The organism is Acinetobacter sp. YH16040_T (assembly GCF_024605785.1).
In the GTDB taxonomy this organism is placed as follows: domain Bacteria; phylum Pseudomonadota; class Gammaproteobacteria; order Pseudomonadales; family Moraxellaceae; genus Acinetobacter; species Acinetobacter amyesii.
Map to the genome: position 1 here is coordinate 2842776 of NZ_CP094541.1, position 19591 is coordinate 2862366.

The window sequence follows — 19591 nt, forward strand, 5'->3', positions numbered from 1 at the left end:
GTTATGCCCCTTTTTCATATTCAATTAGAACTTTGGCCACAGCTTTTGCTGCAATCCAATAACGTGCCTGAAATGCTGCCAATTCAGCTTCATTTGAGATGAAACCTAGTTCAACAATCAAACCGCCAGCATTGATGTATGCCAAACTGCCACGGGCCGATTTGCTCTGATCAATCCAGCCATTATCACCCCGCAATCGACTACCTAAGGCACTGGCCACAGCTGCCGACAAATCTTGAGCCAATTTTTTATCGCGAGGCAGTGCAATTGTTTCAATACCGTTTGCCTGTTTTGAAGCTGCTGCATTCATGTGGAATTCAACCGCAACTGATGAGCCTTTAATCAGTTTTAAAGCCGACGATAACGGATCATTTCGTGTACTCGTACCGTCTGTTTTTGTTGCAATTCCTGCTTCTCGTAAATAAAAAGCCACTGCATTACGGAAATTTGTCACAAGCTCAGATTCTTTGATCTTGCCATTTACTGCACCAGGATCAGAGTTACTATGTCCTGCTGTAACAGCCACAAACCCCAAAGGCTGATGTAAACTTGGCTGATACCACTTTTTACCCAGCCATGATAAAAAGACCATCACACCGCCTGTCACGTAGGCATGGTATTCAACTGGAATCAATTTAAAATCCACTGCCCATTGCAAGCCTGGAATAAGCACAAGCAATAAAAAAGCCCCCAACACAGGGAGCTTTACTGACAAAAATTGCCATGCATTTTGTTCTATAAATTTCATTTACTCATTTCCTCAAGTCGAGTGACTTTTTCTTTAATCAGTGATTGATCTTGATTGATTTGTATAATTGATGAACCTACCCATGCACATAATCCAATGAGTGAACCACCACATAACCCAAGTAGAAAGCGTAGAACCCCAATACCTCCATCTTGTGCTGCTGATTTTTTTTCAAGACTTGAAACCTTCACATCAAGCGCATCGATGTCTTTCCTATTTTCTTCCGCTGCAGTTTTCTGTGCTTCATTGATAAAGGTCAATCTAGTCACATGATCAGATAGCATGCGTATATCTGATTGCATATTATCGATTTTCTTTTCAAGCCTAAGGCCATAACCCTCATTTTCAGACATCCTGCCCCCTTTTCGACATGCAATAAAAAAGCACCCGAAGGTGCTTTATGGTTGAAAACTTTAACTATCAGCAGTTGCCTGTGTGATTCGTGATGAATAATTCCACGAAGTCGGCTTCCACACGTCCCGCGCAGCAACACGCACATAATATGTGGTCGTTGATTGCAAGCCAGTAATCGTGCAAGCATTTTCAGTTCCTGTCCAACGTGCTGCCGTTGCATCAGGATCAAAGTTCGCATTGGTACTGATCCACACCTGGTAATCTTTCAGATCCGGTACTTCACTTGGAATCCAAGTCACTGTGATCGAATCTGCAGTTGCCGATGTATACACGTTCAACAATTGTGGTGGCACTGGATTACTGATATTCAGCTCTGCAAAAGTGCTGACAATCGAACCGTTTTTACTTGCAACACGTACTGTATAAGCACGTTGAATACCGTCGATTTTTGCTTCATCCATGCTGTATGAATAATCGGTATTCGTTGTATCAACAGTTCTAAGCAATACACCATTCGACCAAATCTGAACAATATAACCTGTCGCCCCAGCTGCACTTTGCCATTGAACTTTAAAGCTTGTGCCTTCAAATGCAGACTGCAGAGATAAACCTTTGACACCTGCAGGACGACCACCATTGATTGTGTAACTGTATGCCGTAACTTCATCCAAAGTTTCTTCTTTTTGCTCAAGACCATTGAAGCTTGTGAACTTCAAATAAATCTGTTTTCCCACCATATTTGAGTTGAAGTCATATTCAAAAATGGCTCGGTCAATACGAACAAATGATTCACCTGCATTATGTGTACTTGCATCATCAAAACGGCCACGAAGCATGCCACTTAATGTATAACGCCCTGATCCATCCAAGGTTGCATCGATGTAGTTGATATATTCATCACCGACTTTACACAAGGTTGCATCAACTTCAGCATCCTGCAAAGTCCCGCCAAAGATCTGGCTAGAAGTATTCAATTGGACTTGCATCGATGTGTCATCTGCATCAATGCCTGAAACTAATGTACCGTAACGCGCAGAGCCATAGATAGTGCCGATCATTTCATACGTTGTATTGTCTATACTTGCCCAGACGTTACAGCCACCCCAATTGATCCCACCTGACGCAGCTACCCAGATCTGATTTTTGCCACCGGTTAATTCTAAAGGAGGCTCAAAAATTGCTGGTGCATTGACGTTACCTGGTTCTTCATTGCCACCTTGGTACCCATTCGATGATTGCAGGTCATACTCGACTGCTGAACGAGATCCGACTGCAAGTTCTTCAGCGGTAATCGAAAGCACACCCTCTTCATCTTCCTCTACCCGTGTGATCCGCACTGGAAACTGATTTAAACCCAAGGATTCATCTGTGATGGTCACAATGTCCATTGGTTCAAGTCGGCAGTATTTCCAGCCTAATTCGAACTCATATTCATTTCGAACATACAGTTTTCGCTGTAACAGCAATTGCACCGCATGACGGGCAATTTTCGGCTCACAGAAAAAGTCAAATTTAACTGGATCTTGTGTACGCAGCCCAAACATTTCAATGTTTGCTTGGTCTTTAGCTTCAACTGTTTCCGTGTTGTACTGGTTGAAGCGGTTCACGTACTCAATTTGGCAATGGTTGTATGCATCGGTATCACGGCTTCGACGTACACGTACTGGTTGATCTTCTCCCAAGAAATCGTCATCTGTTAAGTGATAAACCGGTTCAAGATTTGGCGTAAATGTCACGCCATTTCCTGTCACTGCACTGTCACCGTATGAACGGATTTTTAAACCGTCTGGACTTGGTACCACTGCACAATTCACAGCTTCCACAATTTCACTGATGATTTCAAATGCTTCACGTTGTTCTGTCAAAGCGGGACTGATCAACAAATTAGTGGCTGCACAATAGGTTCGAAATTCAGATAAATCTGCCATATTCAAACTAGGTGCTGCACCGTACCGTGGATTTGTAATGAAATCTTCAATCACATCCGCTGGATTGGCATCATGAATTGTTTCTGAAAATGTAATATTGCTGATCACTTCAAAATTATGATTCGATAATGCTGCACTACCACCCAAGTCATAATTTGCACATGCGACATACCCAAGGAATGGATAATGCACTGCCTCATCAGGATGCTTTGAAGCTAAATAGCCCCAAACAGGATTGTGATCACCATCAAAGAGTTCAAAGCCGATCTGATCAATTGGCTTGAGCTGCACACCGCCTTCAGTTTTCGTGACGATCTGTTCTTTATCACGCCAAATGATGCCAATGTCTTTGATCTTGTTTTCACATAGACCCAACATCAAAGAGGCTGAATACGTATAGGTGGTGTTTTTAGTCTTGGTCTTACCCCCTTTACCACCAGATTTAGTGGTTGTCGTATGAGCAGTCGCTTTGAAGTCGCCATACCAAAACATGTTGGCTTCAACGCGATTTTTGCCGTAAATCAATGGTTGTGTCAGACCGTATGCAGATTGCTGAATACGCATCGAATTGATGCGCTTATCAGACGTACTGATCGTTGTGCTTCCAAATATTCCACCCATACTATTCTTTTAGCCTCTTCATACGATAAAAGCCCGCAATTCTGCGAGCTAGACTTCCTTTTGTGCCATCTTGGAGTATTACTCCTTGATGAATATAGGAGTGAATAATCGTTGGCCATTCAACGACAATTGCGCCATGACTGATGCACTTGCCAAAGTGATATAAAACAATGTCACCAGGCTGTGGCTCATCGACTTCATAGCACACCGATAAAACGTGCTCTAAATATCGTTGGCCAAGCTGGTGCATGTGCCAGTCTGGTGGATATGGACGTGGATCTAGGTGATCCATCAAGCCCACTTTTTCATAGACTTCACAAATCAAAGTTCCACAATCCACTCCAACACCTTTAACACGACCCTGATGATGATATGGTGTGCCGAGCCAAGTCATGGCTTCGGCAACGGCTTCGAGATTTCTCATAACCACCTCACTAAAATTAGACAGGCTCAATGTTCTTTAGACCATTGATATGCACAATTGCAATCCCTTTTGCTGCACTCGAACCAGACACAGGATGCAGATGGTCTGTTGTACTTCCACCTAATGCTTCTGTGATGTTGTATGTTCCCCATCCCGCACTTAATGCCACATCAATACAGTGCAAATTTGCACGTTTACAGAACTGTCGAATCGCTTCTGCATAATCATTTGTCGTTAATCCAAGGCTATTTTTTGCAGGGCTAGTCCATCCAGGACGTGATTCATAAGCCGGAATTTCTCCATATGGCGTAGTTGCTACGGCAATTCGTTTTGTTGGCCAACGTGCGAAAGCTTTTATCGCAAAAGTATTTAATGCACCGTAAAACGTCAAAGGATCATTAGAATCTATCACGCCAAGCGGTACATTTTGCGCCCAATCATTTGTGCCACCCATCAATGTGATCAAGTCGAAATCATCAGGTACTGCATTAATTCGAGTATCTTGACACATTGCATTTGTATCACCGACTGCACCACTTATTTTCGTTCCACTTACACCAAAATTTGTCCAAGATAATTGGTGAACACCGACAACAAACCCCTGCCAATGAGCGCCGGCTGTAATACTATCTCCTATTGTCGCCCACTTTTTACCTTTCCATTTCGACACCGCGATTGTGTCAATAGTAATAGGTGTATTATCAATAAATTTTAAAATATAACCGTATGATTCGAATCCTGTTGAAACAGAACCCAACTCAAGCTGAAATAAATTTAAGTCTGAGTGAGATAACGTAAATCGGACAAATGACACACCAGCTGGCACGGTAAATGTTGTTCCAGAATTATTACTTCCCCCAGCTATAAAATTCTTGTTGTCATCAAAAAATGCATGAAAGCGCATCGTTTTATTGGATGTGTACTGAGAGCCAACAGAAACAGCAATATAATCCGAAGTATCATAAGTAGCATTATCTGTAAGTGTTCCAGTCGTACCACTGATAAATTTCCCAATCGTCGCATTACTTTTATTGAACAAATTTTTACTTGGCTGAAGAAAATTTGTCTTACTAGGTATAACAGCTTGATCAGACAATTCATTTTGCCCTATAGATTTTGCTTGAATTGGTACAGTAATTTGTTCACCACTTGAACCAACCAGCGTTGCTTTATATGCCTCGAATGCTGTTGAAACAGAACCCAACTCAAGCTGAAACGTACCTAGACTCGAAATATTTACTGTTAATCGGACATAAGCCGCATTCACAGGTGCTGTAAATGATGTGGTAACACTCGATGAATCATTAATACCACCTTGCAAAATATTCTTTTCTATATCGTAGAAACAAGCAAAGCGGATGCCGTAAAACGAACTTCCGCTTGATCGTGCTGTATATTGCTGCCCTGCAACAATAGGGATGAATGCTGATACACATAAATTAGCATCTGATCCCGTTGAACCATCATGCCCGATGTAAACACCTATTGTTACTGCAGTCCTGCTAAATAAATTTTTACCTACTTGAATGAAATTTACTTTTTCCATTGCAACACCACGCATTGCCAATTTTGAGTTGGAAATAATTGACGGTGGCAGACTATCAGACTGAATAGCCAATCGAAAAGGCTCAAATGCTGTATTTTCTGTGCCTTTCTCTATTTGAAAAGATGGCCACACAGCAGTCGATGCTGAAGCCCTTATAAATTTTGCATTTGAAGGAGCAACAAGAACACGAGAGGTATCGGCACTAGGTGATCCAGAAATGAAAATTCGATTTTCATCATACCAAGCCACATAGTGCTTTGAAGAAAATGCATAGCTTTGACCACTTTCAATACGAATATATCCAGTTGTATTGAAAGACGAATTTGCCTGAAGTTTTCCATTCGTGTTATTTGGGAAATAACCAATTACAACATTATCATCATTTGGATTAAATAGGTTTTTTCCAGAAATACCCTTGATTGTCTTCTCATCCTTTTGATCTACGTAGTCTCTGGCAGCAACATTCTCAGCTAACTGTCCAAGACGCTGCTTCATCTGTGTATTCGTTGCATTTGGATCTGTTAATTCAGCTGAAGTAGGTAAAGGCATTTTCTCACCCCATAAAAAACCCAGCTCAATGGCTGGGTATGGATTAATACAAATTTGGTTAAACAGCGGTTTCAGGCACTGGTATAAATGGCGCGCCACGGAAACGAGCGAAATTGTTAAAACGGTTTTGGCAAGTTTCTAAACGTTTATCACATCCTGGATAAACCTTGATTCGTTGTCCCGCCTGCGGTGCTTCCAACAATGGCAAAGTCAATAACAAAGCACCTGATTCATGCATGCGAATCGTCCGTTTTAGTCCTGCATTGCCACCGTCCAAGAATTCAATCACGCCTTGCGTGAACCAACCTTGCGGCTGATTCACCTGGCATAAAATTCGTGCTGGAGTACTGCCTGCTTCAATCGTTGTTTGCACCATAAAGTTTTGACGTAATAGACCGCATGCCGTGTCAAATAACGTGTTGGTACAGCTTGGCTGATAAAGATTTCGTGGCATTTGCACATTCAATTCATCCAGATCTGACGCGACACTGGCTTGAATTGAATTACGATCTAAGTCAGGCTCAATGATTCGACCTTCAAACAATTTGATGGTGCCGGCACTGGTATCCGTTGGTGTATTCATATCCATAAATATGCGCTCTAACTTAAATCGAGCACCGTCCAGTTGGCCATTATGAAACGCTTGAACAACATTGATACCGTTCCATTCATTATCATCAATACAATCAATACTGATCGATAAATTATCAACCTCAATACCCAGTGACAGGCTAATTCCTTCACGACTGATGATGGGGCCACTCGAACTATATGTTTGACCTGCAACAGTCAAATCAAAGTCATAATTCGTATATCGGAATTCATCACCTTGAACTGTCGTAATGGTGTAGAGATCTGCCATCACGAACTGATCAGCATCAAGTAACGCAATTAGTTTTGCAGAAGCTGCTCTCATACTTTATTTCCCAATGATCCAATCAAGGTGACTTCACCCTTCCATAGTCGATAACTGAACAGCGTGAATGCCTGGCTATCATCAGCAAATCGACAACGATAATAAAAGGTGCCTTTCACTGAAAACTTATGCCCTGCGTTCAATGGCTTTGTTGCTTGAACTACACCACTTTTGCTGACTGTGATTTTTGTATCATCCCAGAACAATTCGTCATCGTTATCGCTCCAAAATTGCTGATTGTCATCTTCATTCCAAAATGTAGGATCAAGATCCATTGCCACTTGAGATTGTGTATTTCCCAATGGCAACTGACCTTTATACAGTTGAAATGAAGTCGTCGTGCCGTCACCATTGAAGGTGCATTCATATTCATTGTCCCAAGGCATTTTGAATAGGAATGAATCAAAGGCACCGCGACGAGCAATGAAGAAATCTTCAATTGCCTGCAGTTCGCCTTTGCGTTCCTGAAGACCTGGCAAAGTCAATGAAAACTCATATTTCGGCACTGCCTGATAACTTGCCCGCAGTTCACGACCACTCACAGAAGTCATAATCTTGGTATTGAACATTGGCTTCCGCGTCAGGTCATAACCAATTCTTAAGTCTGGAAATAAAACGTCAGACATCATTTATCTCCCAAAATTACGTGCATAGCCTTTCATACTTCCAGCAACGTGCCGATTGTGTTTTTTTAGTACACGCTCAACACTCTTACCATCCAAGGCTTGAATGTTATAAATCGGCTGTTGTACTGATGGCATATCGTACGCAGGTTCACGATTGGTTCGACGGATCTCATCGAGCGTGCTATCAAGTTTTGATGATGTTTGCTCTTTCAAGACACGTTCGCCTTTATCAAGCCACCAGCTCCCCTCTTCAGGTACACGATCAATACCGTCATGTGCCATACCGACAGGCTGGAATGAAACAGACCCGATTGCAGCAGCCTGAGCCATTTGTAATGCCACAGCACCCGCTGCCAATCCTGGAGCAATGAATGGACCGACCACTGGAATAGCTGAAGCTGATGTCATTACTGCAGAGAATGTGGCAGGCGCATTCATCATGACTTGAGCAATCGCCATCGCTTTTTGCACAGCAAACATGGCTTGATAAGCTTTGGAGTTTTCACCAAAGACTTGAGCCATGACACCTGCTGCGCCTTGGACATAGCTCATGCCCCATTGCAGTTGCATGTTGGCACGAGAACGGAAGTACTCTTGCTCAATGAACTGCATGCGGTTGTGGTGTGCTTCCCAAATCGCTTCACGTTCTTCAGCGGTATCTGCCAACGCCATTTGAGCGTCAAACAGTTCCTGCGACTGATCTGTCCGCGAAAAACGCTGTTGTGACAAAGCATGATCTTCACCTTGCCCTGTCATGTCTGAATACGTGCCACCCCATGCAGCCATGGCATCATTCACACGAGATCGTTTTTGATCTTCAATGTGTGCCAGATCCAATCTGTACCATGCATCCAATGCTTTCTTTTTCTCTTCAAGTTCTGCTTTATGCAGTCCTTTCGTAGACTCAAGACGCAACTTATCAATATCTAGCTGTTTTCTTAACTTTTCCTCTTCAGCTAAATGGTGCTCAGTAACTTCAAATTCTAATTCAGCAACAAATAGTTTTTGCTTAGCACTTGATAAGTCACGGGCATCTTTGATCATCCGCGTCTTAGCATCACTTTTGAGATATTGAGCATCATTGATACGTTTAATTTCTTTTTCGAGATCCATATTAATACGGTTAATTTCATCACCGTATTCATAGATCAATCGTTGTGCTTCTTCAATTTCACGGTTTTTTTCGCGTTGAGCTTTCGCACCATTTGATGTTGCTTTTGCTAATTTAGATGCTGATTTTTCTGCCTTGTCCTGCTTCTCAACTAATGTGCCTAAACCAGCATTCACACCGCTCGTTGTTTTCTCAACACTACGCAAGGCTGCCATTTGTTTGGCTGTGGTTGAAGCTGTGTTATTACTAATCTGATCAAGTTTGGCAGCTGCTGATTGCATGGTTGCATCTAAATCAGCAACCATCGCATCTTGAATAGATTGCGTTTGGCTAATATTACCCGTAAGAATCGCTTGACCAGTCGCTAGTAAACCACCAACAACTTTACCAACCAATTGAACGGCTGTAGCAGCACCAATCGCAACTTTGGCGACAAATCGCAGACCATCGGCAATGCCATTAGCAACATCAGTAAACTGTAAGCCTTGCTCAGATCCGCTGAAGAACGCCTGTGCAATATCGACAAATGCAGGAATTACAGCCTGCATCAGCTGATTTTTAGCACCTTGTAACTGTAAATCGAGCAAATACATTTGCTCTTTTAATATCTTCGCCTGGGCAATGGTTTCATCGTTCATCACGATGCCGGCACGTTCCGCAGCATCGGAATAAAGCTGCATGCCCTCCCCGCCATTGATCAACAATGGAATGAGATCGGTCATATCTGAAGCCATCGACTCCAGATAGAATGACATCTGTTGTTGTGTCACCCCCGCTTCTTCGAGTTTATCGACATAGAGCTGGAGTGCTTCAGGACCTGAAAGCTTCTGCATTTTCAGAATCAGCTTTTCGGCTGCTGCTGCAGATCCTTCCGTTTTAACAGCGATTTGTTCAAAGAAATCAACCCCACCACCAGCACCGATAGTCGTTAATTCACCCAGCTTTTCGTTGAAGTCCTTCATCATGTCGCTGAGTTTTTCTTGCTCAATGCCATAAGCCTGAGCACCCACCGCCATTTTTTGGAAATCTTGAGTTGTGGTATTAGCACGCAGCGCAAATTTTTCGAGCTCAACAGCTTGATTTGCTGTTTCCCAAGCCATCGCTGATAATGCAATTGCTGCTGAAGCTGCACCCGCAGCAACTGCGGTACCCATGACTTTTGCACTGGATTTAATTTTGTCAAAGGTTGATACAGAGGTATCTTGAGCATCTTTCATTTTTTGCTCAAAATTCGCTGTATTTGCATCCAGCAGAATTTGAATCCGACTTAAAATATCACCTGACATAAATTTCACCCATAAAAAAAACCCCGCTAGAAGCGAGGTTTTCTTTAATTAAAAAATTACCAGTTACATAACTCTCTTATAGGTTTTAGCCTAGTTTCGAGTTCAGTTATGTCAAATTCTAAAACTTGTTCACCAGTTCTATGTGCTTGGTACGAAATTAATAATTTCTGATGACCAATCATTTTCTTTAAATTTCGGACGGGATCTGAAACAAAATAAACTCTCAAATTACCTTGAGCTGTGTCTAAAGTGACATTAAATGGCTTTTCATCATCTAATCTAAATTTTGTAGTTCTTCTTAAAGCATTACCGTATTCAGGACTCAACGGTTGCTTAAAATCAACCAAAACTTCGGTTGAATCATCCTGACACCTAAATGTCATTATTGGTTCTTGCAAAGTAGACCAATCGTTTCCTTTCATTAAAACGTTATTAGCAACAACTGAAACATAAACTCGCTTCTTATCTGTCATTGGGTCTGTTTCAGTTTCAACAAACCATTTTTGCCTAACAGTGCTATTTTCATTTTCGTCTGAAGCTTTTTCATCACCGCCTGATAGCAACGAACCAAATATAACGAGCAGAACTAACCCTGCAAGTATCAAAGCCAACTTAGATGTTTTCTTTGGTTGCTTGGCACCGCACTGTGGACAAGTTGGTGCTTTATCACTTACTGGTGAACCGCATTCTTTACAAGGTTTAATCGCCATTCTAACCCCCTATATTTATAAGAGGTTAGAATATAAACAATTATGAACTTTTGCCAGCAGATACAACTGCAAAATGTGAATAATGACCAACAAATGAACGATCTTCGATACTGACTTGCAAACGTTCATCATCAATCAATTTATCTACGACATATTGTTCATCATCTGGTACCCGAAATTTGTGACGGGCAAACAGGTCAGGAATATGAACTTCATCACCGACCTTGAAATTATGCTTTTGACTTGGCACTTAAAGCTCCAAAAACTGCTTTGATGTTACGCATCGTTTGCTCAATATCAGGTTCAGGCTCTACATATTTATTGCGATTGAACACAACGAAATCTCTTAATGTCAGTTCATTTTTCACTTGTAAATCTGCAAGTGTTTTACAGACATTGGCAAATAATGCATCTTCACGTAGAACACCAATTGGCTCGAATACTGAAAATGCTTTCCAGTACTCGAATTCCTCAGCACTCATACTGCTCATCAACTCGTTTACGGTCCGACCCAACCGCAGTGCGAGCTGAAACATAAACATTAGTTCTGGTCGTTCGCGGAGTTTTTTAGTTCTTGCGGTTCCACTTCTTTATTGGCCTGTTGTGCAATCATTTCAGGCGTTACACCAATCGCTTGTAGTGCCACTTTGATCATGGGATCGGTCACGTAGGTTGGCAGGTTATTAATATCGTCCAATGATAATTTCTTGAAGATATATTCTTCTGTTTCGGGGTCAAACACAGTTGTTTGCAATAAAAGCGCATTACCTTTCGAGTCTTCAAGACTTTTACGCTCATTAAAATATTCAGCACGTTGCTTCATGGTTAATGAGGTTAAGACACCAACACTTCCCACATCTTGAATATCTACGATTTGAGATTGTTTTTTACCAACTGTTGCCAAGAATGCATTTACTAAATTAGACATGATTGCCTCACTTTTATTTTGAATAGATAGAATTTAAAAACCCCGTCGAAACGGGGTCTTTTGAATAGTTTTGCTTATTAGCCTGCAGGAACTTCAGGCGTGTCCACTAATACTGAAACCCCATTTTCAAGGTGATCCACTGCACCAGAAATCGCAATTGTCAGCGCTACACGGTTTTTCTTGGATGCTTCACGCGATGGTGCAAATTTGGTGATCGATCCGCAAAACTTGTACGAAGTTTTTGCTTCATCAGGCAATTTGATTTCCCAATCAAAACAGTCACCAGCAATGAAGGCACGCTCCAGTGTCACCTGCTGATCATCATTAGTCCGTTGAAGTAAGCCCAATTCGATATTGCCGTAATCAATGACACCAGCTGCCAATTTTTCAGCAAATTTTGAAGTCACTGAAGTCACATCATCAGTCGGACGTTCACCTGCAGGTAAAGGCAAATCCAATACATCTGCAATTAATACTTGTGAAGGGAAAAGTGGTGCTCCAGTCACATGGAGTTCGATCCCTTGGGAATCAACTGTTCCCGCTGCGCAATCAGTCATAGTGTCTCCTAACAACTGTTATCAGATTGAGTCATGTAAAAATCGATTTGCTGACAGTGCAGCAAGGTTTCAGTGTCATGTGATCCACGCTCACCCGCTGGCGTGCATTCACAGTACGGATTTTGTTTTGAAAATAATTTTTTAATCTGATTGGCACGCTGTGATGCTTTCAATTTTTCATGATGATAGACATTCACTTGCATGCGGACATAATCAATGCCCGTCCAACCTTTCACATCGTTTTGCGGTACAGTGCTGATGTCCTGAAAAGTGACATAGCCATCTGTCAGGTCTTCACCTGCAGCAATGGGTGCAGGTCCACACTTAAATCCAGCACCACTCAGCAGTGCATTACAAATTTCAATCGCCAGCATCTGCATTCACCTGCTGTTTTTTAATAATGGCTTTAATACGTCTTGCATAACTGGTTTTAAATCGTTCGACGACACGTTCTTTTTGCCCATCAAAGTTGTTTCGAATAAAAGGATCAGCTGCCATATGCGGTGTACCGTATTCGGGAAACCGCCAATAAAAGGCTTTATTCGTCACATAGATGCCGACACCGACACTTTTAGGCAATTTAATCCGCTTAAATTTGATTGATTCCTGAAGCGTACCTGGTTGAACCAATCGTCTTGAATTTTGCGGATTTCCACGTCTACGTGCTCGTGCAGATCCCCGTGAATATCGGTAATACGCTTCCTCTGCCCGTGGTGCATCTGCGACCACATCGGCATGCAACTCTTTTAAAGCGAATCGGCAAACGGATTGCGTCACACTCGTCTGCTTCGCTAGATTGACTAAGCCTTCCAACTTTTCTGTCAGATCGTCTAAGCCTTCAACTTCCACAGACGAATTAATCATATTTTCCCCACAGCACACATGATGCGATGTTTAGCACGACTGACAGGCAAGATGCCGGTAATCGCATAAATGTTTTGGCTGTCTGCATCACGTAACTGATGTGCAGGCAACAAGTCTGGAAAATCTTCAGGTCGGTAATTGATCTGAACGACTAGAGCCGACCCCATTGCACCAGATGATGAAAATGCCGAAGTACTGACAGGAACTTCACCACCGTAAAATTCACCGATCTTGTTCCACACCCATTTTTTTTGACCTGCACTGTCTTTTTCTTCAGTACGTTGCAGTACTTCATATAGATGGTCTAAATCACCTGACTGCATGTCACACCCCCATTTTTCGGTATGGCAACAGGTACATTTCAACTGCTTGGTTGACGTATAAATTGACTTCTGTTTGAGCTGCTCGGTTCTCGTACATATCGGTAATGATCAACAAGGCTGCAATCGTCAAATCTTCATGCAATTCACTATTGACCGTCACTTCTTCAAGTGGTCGATCTAAGAAATTTTGAATATGTTTGAGAGCTGCTTTTGTGAGTAATCCGATGTAATCATCATCACGGTCATGTAGAACACGTAACTGTTTTTTGACAATGTTGGGGTCAATTAAATCACTCATAAAAATAGCCTTTTTGCGACACGAAAAGAGTTAAAAAAAGCAGCCCCAAAGGACTGCTTTTCATTGTTTATCGAATTAAGGACCGACAGGAGGCACAGGCAAGTCACCTGCAACACATGCATCAGGAATTTGAACGCCACAACATGCACGCATTTCTGCACGCAAGGTACCTAAGTTTTTACGGAAGTTGTCTTTATCTTCAGTTGATAGCTCAACTGCGACATCTTCACGAATAAAGCCCGCAATACCTAAAGAAATATTACCAACCCAATATTTACCCAATGTCATTGCTGCTGAAAGCACCACTGGTAAGCCCCAAAGAACAGGCTGAACTGCTGCACCAGGTGAACCAAAAATGTAATGACCATCATCACCTTTTAAACGTTCGATTTTGCCCCAATCTTCAGGATTCAAAATCACCGCTTCAGGCAATAAGCCAGTTGAACCTGCTTTATATTTTGCGCGGCTAATCACATCAACAGCTGTATCATCTGCTTCCGCAGTCACAGTTTCATGGTTGCCAACTTCAAGTAAACCACTGAATGATTTAGCAGTACCACCTGAAACACCATCACCAGCAACGATATAGGCTTCAAGTTTAAGGCGTACACCATACGCCAAACGACCTTCAATATATGATGCCAATGTCGGCATATCTGCCATCGTTTGCAACGAAATATTGATCCAATGCGCCACGGTACCCGCTTTAAGATCTACAACTTCAAAAGTTAAGTTAGATTCTTTCTTTTCAGTACCTTCAGGTGCAAGTTCTGCCATGATTTCATAAGCAGATTCTTGTAGTAATGGCACCAATTCAGCTGTAATTGGTGTGAAGCTAATCCAGTCCAAAATGGTCAATGGACGTTCCACAGTACGACTCAAATCATTTTGAGCCAACGATGCTGTCGCACCCATTCCTGCCAAGGTCACGATGTTACGTGCCTGAACGCCATCCAAACCAAATTTACCGCGAGCACGACAAATGGCATTGGCTTGATCTGCGACTTCTTTATTTCGAATCAGCAACGATGCAACGGTGTCAGGATCCGCACCACGATGTTGAACACCATCAACCAATTTTTGTTGCAGTTCTTCGATTTCACTTGCCAATTTTTTGTTTTCTTTGGCGCGTGTTTCAAGTTCTTCTTGAAGATCTTCTGGCACACCTTCCAAACGCTGTAAAGCATCGTTATAACGTGTGATCAATTTATCCAAATTGGCCATACGTGTCTGAAGGTCAGCACATGCTTGGTTGTAGTCTTCAGCCGTCTGACGATCACGGGCATTCAAGCCCATAAATGGAGAAAGTGGCTGAGCTGATTGAGTTGCCATTGCGCCCATTGCTAAAGCAACTGCAGTTTTTGAAAGTGCTTTCATATTTTTTTCCATGCATAGAAAATGAAAAACCCGCTGTAAGCGGGTCAGGATTTAAAACGAAAATTAAACGGTTATTTGATCCAAGAATGCCAAAGGATCTTTTTTCGGTTCAGTTTTTGGTGGTGGATTTTCTTTTGGCTTATGCACATCGGTTAAACGTGCAATCAGTTTTTTCGAGTAATCCCCAGCCAAACCCAGCGAACGCAAAAATTCTTCAGCATCATCTTCTGATTCAATAGCCTCAATGGTCTGATCATTGATCACACGCGCTGAATCATCTGATGGCTCATCAACAACACTGATTTCATAAATGTCAGCTCGACGAATCTCAATATGAGTGCCTTTATCGTCATAATCCAAATCACCGATTGGGAAAAATGCAATTGAGAATCCATCTACCGTGCCATGTTGGACCATGGCAGTCACATCACTGGCAATGGCTAAGCGTGGTGTAAATTCAAGTTCAACATAAAGACCGACTTCATCTTCTTTAAGAACTGTATATTTACCAATACGCATGGCTAGCTGTGCATCGACATACCAAAGACGCCAACCATGGTTGTAATAAGCATGAATTTTCTTGGTTCCTGCTGCAAATGCAGCACAGACTTCAGCAAATGCACCACGAATGAATTTTTCACCGTGATAATTGATTGAATCCCATTTCACCGCATAACCGCTGATCTTCACGATGCCAGTTTTTTCGTCCTTGTTGATAAATCGTAAGTTATCCGCAACAACAGGCATTCGACGGCATTGCACTTTTGGCATGTTTGGCGAAAACTTATTCCGCACATGCAGTTTATTTTTCATCAGCTTTCGCTCCATAAGTACCTTTTTTCATACGTTCAGCAGTGGTCATATTCACTGGAACCAATAAGAAATCACCATTTGCATCGGGTGCATCACCCTCTTCACGACGGATCTCGTTAGGCGATGCCTGACCGCTAAGAATTCGATCTTTATTCGAGGCAATTCGTTGCAGATAAGACGCTCTCAACAAATCTTTGGTCTTGAACTCAAATTCGTAATCATCCCAATCTTCACGCGGAAGCAAATGAATACGGATACTTTCTTCGATACGTTCCAAATATGGGCGTAAACCAAATTTGTAAAATCCATCGATAATTTGCTCAATACCACTGCCCCATGCGGTTGCACCTTCAGTCAAATACACCAGAATTGGTGGCACACCAAAGTATCGGCAAGCTTCTTCAACTGACATTTTTCGAATTTGAATTAATTCCAGATCCGCTGGTGTTAGACTGATTTTCTCAAATCGCATATCACCTTCGAGTACAGGCATTGATCCATCATCACCATTTACGAGAATATCCATCTCATCACGAATTTCGTTTCTTTGCTCTTTTTTCAACCACTTTGGTGTCAAAATCGCGCCTGTTGGCTTAGCACCATTGGACATCAGACGAGTAGTTTTCTCATTACCAGCTAGACCCACACCAATGGACTGAGCTCCATAAGCAATGGGTGACATTCCCATCAATCCCGTGCCAAAAAGTTTGACATGCCAAATATCCTTTTCAGAATATTCGACTTTCTGACCATTGATTTGACACTGATAAATCGGATTGCCTTTATCGTCTAACTTCAGATCTACTGATCCAGAGTTAATAATTTGAATACTGGTGAGCTTTTTTCCGATGTAATCACGCTTGCCAAAGCTATTGCCTGCGACAAGGTTCAGCATCAGCTGTTCAAAAAACTCAACACGGGTCTGATAACGGTTCGGCTTGTTGTTCAGCAATCGAATCAAGTCATGATCTTTAATTTGTGTTCGCGTTCCATCCTTATTGATCTTGAACATTTGCAAAGGCAACGTGGCCACTGACTCAACAAGAATCTTAACGCAAGCAAAAACAGCACTGAGCGTCATCGCACTATCAAAGTTGACAGGCTTTGCTGTTCTCAAAGTAGAAAGGGGACGATCATGTAATGTCGCCCCCCTTTTGTCTTGCTTTGGTCCCGTTCCGCGAACCTTCAGCTTATCGCGATTTGTTTTATCACGAATTTTCACTTTATCGCGCTTTTTACTCATCGCTTCGCTACCTTAATCATGTCATTCAACCAGTCATCAATGTTTCCATCTTCTTCACCTGGTACCAAGTCGAAAACGTCCAATTTATCCCAAAGCATTGCCCGTGTAGCACCAATAATGGCAGCCACACCAGCATCAATTTTTCGTGCCTTGTCAGGCTTACGTGGGAAAATGTTGCTGTTGTTGTCTTCTTTAACTTCAATATTGCACATACACCAATGCAGCACGGGATTGCCATCATGATGAAGCCTTCCATCACGGATCAACTCTTCCATCCAACGCATGCCGATACTCAACGGATTGACCTTTTGAGGAACTTCAATTGCTTCTAAACCATCGGCAATCAAATTCTGCCCGAATTGCGCTGCATTCCATGGGTCAAAACCAATTTCATACATATTGGCTTGCAAATGACTTTCGATCACATCTTTATAAATCTGTGAAAAGTCAGTGACGTTCCCTGGCGTTTCAATCAGATGACCGCTTTCGACCCAATCCAAATATTCATCTGGACGTTTCTGACCGTCCATTGCACGTCTTTGATTTACCACGTTGGAGTTGATGTACTGATGCGCAAAAATATACCAATGCACACGCCCATCAATCAGTTTTGGGAACCATTTCACATAACCGGCCAAGTCCATTTTGCTTGCCAAGTCTAAGCCACCAAACGAAATACATCCTTTAAAATCATCTTCAGTGACGCTCGGATCTGCAATCAACTCCCATTCACTCGAAGCAATCCAACTGTCTGCACCTTGCACCCATTCATTCAAACTTTTCTGTCTGAATCGGCTTTCCTCAGCAGCGGTTTTGATCTTTTTATATTTGCCTTGCAGGTAATTCGTGTCAAAAGCAACGCCCATACTTGGATTGGCTTTTGGCCAAACCGCAGGATTTCGCCAGTCATCACCCTTATCGATGGTAAAAATGATGCCGAAATAACGTTCTAAATTATCTTTACCATACAAAATATCGACAACTTTACAGCGTTCACGCCAACAGACCCCGATTTTATTGCTGCCTGCTGTGGTAATACCCAAAACCAAAGGCTCACGACGAGCAATGACACCATCTGCCATGATGTCGTAAGTTTCAGAATCCTTATGTGCATGAATTTCGTCAAGAATGGCACAATGGACGTTTTTACCGTCCTTACTGCCTTCTTTGTCTGTCGCAATCGGACGGAAAATACTGTTGTCGTTGCCAGTGGTCGAACGGATCTCATACTGAGTCGTTTCAATACCAAATGTTGCTCTTAATTCAGCATTCAGCAGTACCATCTGCTTGGCATCCTGCCACACAATTTTTGCTTGGTCATAATTGGCAGCTGCTGCATAAACTTCCGCACCCGCTTCACCATCACCACATAACATGTACAAACCGATGGCAGCAGCAAGGGTCGATTTCCCATTTTTCTTGGAAATTTCGACATAAGCATCAGTAAAACGTCTGATACCGTCATCATCTTCCCAGCCGAAAATGTTGCCTACAACAAAAACTTGCCATGGATCTAAGATGAAATTCTTACGTGCTAAAGCACCTTTCCAGTGATGCAAGTTTTCAATGAACGAGCACACATGATTCACGCGCTCTTCACTGAATGAATATGGAAAATCGTGGTCGTTTTCTTGGCGTTTTAAATCATTTAGAAAACGTTTTACTGCTAATTTTTCAAACTTTCCCGCAATTCGTACACCTGTTTGCACGTCTTTGCAGTACTGGTGCATGATTTCTAAATAATTTCTTTCGCTCATGATCGTCTACGCACTGTAAATGCACTCTCTGGTTTAGTTGGTTCAGGCGTTTCAAACCCAAGACCCAATTGCTGACTCTTATCCGTCTGAGCACCACGCATACCACTTCGAGAAGCTGGAGTCAGACCAAATTCTTTGGACAGTCGCAAAATGTCATCATGCAGTCGGTTTCTTAATGTGAACCACACTGATTGGACCTTAAATTTATTTGGTGTCTCATCCACGAAGTCATCAACGGTCTGTAACTTGGCCAAGACAGCCTCATAGTCAGAAATATTTCGGCAGAGCAAAGTAAACGCTGCTCCATCCACTTCACTTAGCAAACCAACTTCAACAAGTTTTGGTCCCAACTCTTCCCAAACTGCATTTGCAACTTTGGTCAAGCCTGCAGGCTTAGGCGGGATTTTTGCCTTTACTGCAACTTTCGGTTGCAGTAGTTCAGATCCAGCTTGGAATGTGAAATCTTTATCAGTCATAAATCACCTCTGATACCCCCCTCCCTTTCGATTTTTTCTCACGGAGAGAAAATTTCATGGGGGGGCGGTCTTTATCGGGAGGTCGGTTTTGACTTTTGACCCCATATCCCCTAAATAAAATTTGAAATTAAAAATC

22 protein-coding genes are annotated in these 19591 nt (G+C 42.3%); all 22 read right to left on the bottom strand.

What is annotated here, in order from left to right; all coding sequences use genetic code 11:
- Window position 1 precedes the first annotated feature (1 nt).
- The 22 genes from MST16_RS13875 to MST16_RS13980 all read right to left on the bottom strand — a co-directional run bounded on the left by MST16_RS13875 (window position 2) and on the right by MST16_RS13980 (window position 19455).
- A complete protein-coding gene (locus MST16_RS13875; RefSeq protein WP_180092483.1) occupies window positions 2-748 on the bottom strand; it encodes an N-acetylmuramoyl-L-alanine amidase in 747 nt (248 codons plus the stop codon).
- Window positions 745-1101, bottom strand: coding sequence for a hypothetical protein (locus MST16_RS13880; RefSeq protein ID WP_180092480.1), 357 nt, complete (start codon window positions 1099-1101; stop codon window positions 745-747). The genes MST16_RS13875 and MST16_RS13880 overlap by 4 nt, the downstream gene beginning before the upstream one ends.
- A 60-nt stretch (window positions 1102-1161) precedes the next feature.
- The gene (locus MST16_RS13885; RefSeq protein WP_180092477.1) at window positions 1162-3651 is read right to left on the bottom strand and encodes a phage tail protein; all 2490 of its coding nucleotides are present in this window, start codon (window positions 3649-3651) and stop codon (window positions 1162-1164) included.
- A gap of 1 nt (window position 3652) precedes the next feature.
- Window positions 3653-4075: an NlpC/P60 family protein gene (locus MST16_RS13890; RefSeq protein ID WP_180092474.1), complete on the bottom strand. Its 423-nt coding sequence runs from the start codon at window positions 4073-4075 to the stop codon at window positions 3653-3655.
- Window positions 4076-4091: 16 nt separating this feature from the next.
- Window positions 4092-6170 carry an SGNH/GDSL hydrolase family protein gene (locus MST16_RS13895; RefSeq protein WP_180092471.1) on the bottom strand — a complete coding sequence of 693 codons (2079 nt, stop codon included), beginning with the start codon at window positions 6168-6170 and terminating at the stop codon, window positions 4092-4094.
- A 58-nt stretch (window positions 6171-6228) separates the two neighbouring features.
- Window positions 6229-7086 (bottom strand): DUF2163 domain-containing protein, encoded by an 858-nt coding sequence (locus MST16_RS13900; RefSeq protein WP_180092468.1) that lies wholly within the window; start codon window positions 7084-7086, stop codon window positions 6229-6231.
- Window positions 7083-7712 (bottom strand): DUF2460 domain-containing protein, encoded by a 630-nt coding sequence (locus tag MST16_RS13905; protein WP_180092495.1) that lies wholly within the window; start codon window positions 7710-7712, stop codon window positions 7083-7085. The genes MST16_RS13900 and MST16_RS13905 overlap by 4 nt, the downstream gene beginning before the upstream one ends.
- Before the next feature lie 3 nt (window positions 7713-7715).
- Entirely contained in the window at window positions 7716-10109 is a 2394-nt protein-coding gene (locus MST16_RS13910) for a hypothetical protein (RefSeq protein WP_180092465.1), read from the bottom strand.
- 56 nt (window positions 10110-10165) lie between these two features.
- Complete coding sequence (locus MST16_RS13915; protein WP_180092463.1) at window positions 10166-10819, bottom strand: type VI secretion system-associated protein TagO; 654 nt, start codon at window positions 10817-10819, stop codon at window positions 10166-10168.
- A gap of 40 nt (window positions 10820-10859) precedes the next feature.
- Complete coding sequence (locus MST16_RS13920) at window positions 10860-11069, bottom strand: hypothetical protein (RefSeq protein ID WP_180092460.1); 210 nt, start codon at window positions 11067-11069, stop codon at window positions 10860-10862.
- On the bottom strand, window positions 11050-11355 hold the full coding sequence (locus tag MST16_RS13925) for a hypothetical protein (protein WP_180092457.1): 306 nt from the start codon (window positions 11353-11355) through the stop codon (window positions 11050-11052). The genes MST16_RS13920 and MST16_RS13925 overlap by 20 nt, the downstream gene beginning before the upstream one ends.
- 5 nt (window positions 11356-11360) lie before the next feature.
- Window positions 11361-11747, bottom strand: a complete 387-nt coding sequence (locus MST16_RS13930; RefSeq protein ID WP_180092454.1) for a hypothetical protein — start codon at window positions 11745-11747, stop codon at window positions 11361-11363.
- A gap of 77 nt (window positions 11748-11824) precedes the next feature.
- Window positions 11825-12304, bottom strand: a complete 480-nt coding sequence (locus MST16_RS13935; protein ID WP_075167492.1) for a hypothetical protein — start codon at window positions 12302-12304, stop codon at window positions 11825-11827.
- A gap of 8 nt (window positions 12305-12312) precedes the next feature.
- Complete coding sequence (locus MST16_RS13940; protein WP_180092451.1) at window positions 12313-12678, bottom strand: hypothetical protein; 366 nt, start codon at window positions 12676-12678, stop codon at window positions 12313-12315.
- Window positions 12665-13168, bottom strand: coding sequence for an HK97-gp10 family putative phage morphogenesis protein (locus MST16_RS13945; RefSeq protein ID WP_218951713.1), 504 nt, complete (start codon window positions 13166-13168; stop codon window positions 12665-12667). The genes MST16_RS13940 and MST16_RS13945 overlap by 14 nt, the downstream gene beginning before the upstream one ends.
- Window positions 13165-13491: a head-tail adaptor protein gene (locus tag MST16_RS13950; RefSeq protein WP_180092448.1), complete on the bottom strand. Its 327-nt coding sequence runs from the start codon at window positions 13489-13491 to the stop codon at window positions 13165-13167. Before MST16_RS13950 ends, MST16_RS13945 begins: the two co-directional genes overlap by 4 nt.
- Window position 13492: 1 nt before the next feature.
- Complete coding sequence (locus MST16_RS13955) at window positions 13493-13789, bottom strand: head-tail connector protein (RefSeq protein ID WP_180092445.1); 297 nt, start codon at window positions 13787-13789, stop codon at window positions 13493-13495.
- Between the two features lie 75 nt (window positions 13790-13864).
- Window positions 13865-15166: a phage major capsid protein gene (locus MST16_RS13960; RefSeq protein ID WP_180092442.1), complete on the bottom strand. Its 1302-nt coding sequence runs from the start codon at window positions 15164-15166 to the stop codon at window positions 13865-13867.
- Between the two features lie 63 nt (window positions 15167-15229).
- Window positions 15230-15979, bottom strand: coding sequence for an HK97 family phage prohead protease (locus MST16_RS13965; protein ID WP_180092439.1), 750 nt, complete (start codon window positions 15977-15979; stop codon window positions 15230-15232).
- Window positions 15969-17222 (bottom strand): phage portal protein, encoded by a 1254-nt coding sequence (locus tag MST16_RS13970; RefSeq protein ID WP_180092436.1) that lies wholly within the window; start codon window positions 17220-17222, stop codon window positions 15969-15971. Before MST16_RS13970 ends, MST16_RS13965 begins: the two co-directional genes overlap by 11 nt.
- Window positions 17219-18979: a terminase large subunit gene (locus tag MST16_RS13975; protein WP_180092433.1), complete on the bottom strand. Its 1761-nt coding sequence runs from the start codon at window positions 18977-18979 to the stop codon at window positions 17219-17221. Before MST16_RS13975 ends, MST16_RS13970 begins: the two co-directional genes overlap by 4 nt.
- Window positions 18976-19455 carry a P27 family phage terminase small subunit gene (locus MST16_RS13980; RefSeq protein WP_075167502.1) on the bottom strand — a complete coding sequence of 160 codons (480 nt, stop codon included), beginning with the start codon at window positions 19453-19455 and terminating at the stop codon, window positions 18976-18978. The genes MST16_RS13975 and MST16_RS13980 overlap by 4 nt, the downstream gene beginning before the upstream one ends.
- Window positions 19456-19591: the final 136 nt, after the last annotated feature.